The 1,339-nt window shown below is 44.7% G+C and carries 1 pseudogene; it reads right to left on the bottom strand.

The features are described 5' to 3' along the window. Positions 1-1,339: pseudogene (locus ACFIMW_RS09250) on the bottom strand (hypothetical protein); the annotation flags it as partial.

Here is a 1,339-nt window from a genome sequence, read left to right as displayed (position 1 = left end):
CTGGAGTCTTATATATGCGAAGGTTTTCGTCGTCATCTTTGCCCGCATGAGAAAATTGAAGTATCGTTCCTTTCTTAACCGAAATCCCCCTTTTTTCAGTTGCTACAAGAAATGGAGAAAACTTTGCAACAACACTTAGATTCATTATTTTCAAAGTATCGTAAATATGAAGAAGGATACCACGAAAGAGTTCAATTTTTTCACTCGTATCTGTCAAATTAAACGAAATAAGGGATTGATTAGCTTGCTCTGCTATCGTTTTAGCTTCTTCGGCTAGCGTCTTTGCCTGATCAGCGGCTTGCTTGGCTTCTCTTGCTTCATCTTGCGCTTCTTCTGCATCTGTTGCCGCAGAATTGGCTGTCAATTTTGCCGTATTAGCAGCAAGCTTCGCTTCGTTCGATTCATCTTGCAGTTCCTCCGCTAGCTCTTTGGCTTCTTCTGCTAGAGATTTTGCCTCAGAAACCGACGTGACAACGGTTTCTAAACTACCTTTGACTTCGTTCGCTACTCTTTCGGCTGTTAAAGCCTTTGCATTGATAGAAACAATATCTTCTGTTGCCTTCTTTGCTAAATTTTTCGCATCTTCTGCTGTTTCTGTCGCTGTAGTTACCGATTGCTTTACTTCCTCCACTAAACCTTTTGCTTCTTCGGCTGTCGTTTTGCTTTCATTAGCTAATGTTTCTGCCTTATCTGCTCCCTTTTTCGCTTCATTGGCTTTCGACAACGCTTCTTCCGCTAGGCTCTTGACTGCTTCTGCACCAGCACTTACCGCTTGTCTATCAACACTTGTCGCCCGTTCTGCTGCTGCTTTTGCTTCGTTGGCTATTCGCGTTGCTTCTGTTGCACCCTGTTGCGCTTCTTCCGCCAAGCCCTTCGCCTCAGATGCTGTACTCTTAGCTTCTCTTGCTTCTGTTAATGCTGTAGCCGCTGTAGATTTCGCTTCCGTCGCAATAGTCTCCACCCTTTCTGCCTTAGCCTTTGCTTCTTCTGATAAGGTCTTCGCTTCACCAGACTTCGTCAATGCTTCTGAGGTTTGTTGGCTTATCTCATCTCCTTTCTGCTTGGCTGTATTGGCTGTCGATAATGCCGTTTCTGCAACGCTTTTAACATCACCTATCGTTTGCTTGACTTCATCACAAGCATTCTTGCTTGTCTGGGCAAGGTTCTTTGCCTCTTCTGCAACCTGTTGGGCTCCATTTGCACGCGCCATGGCTTTTTCCGACTCTTGACGTGCATTAACAACCTGCTCTAACGGTGCAAAGGTTTCATACGAATACAAAGAGGCTGTTCCTAAAAGCTTTGGAACAACAACGCTATCTTGCGAAGTCCCTTCTCTGAT

The sequence above is a fragment of the Bartonella sp. AC329YNZD genome (assembly GCF_042196685.1).
Lineage (GTDB): Bacteria > Pseudomonadota > Alphaproteobacteria > Rhizobiales > Rhizobiaceae > Bartonella.
Note: the sequence above shows the minus strand (reverse complement) of the source record. Positions and strands in the feature narration are given on the sequence as shown.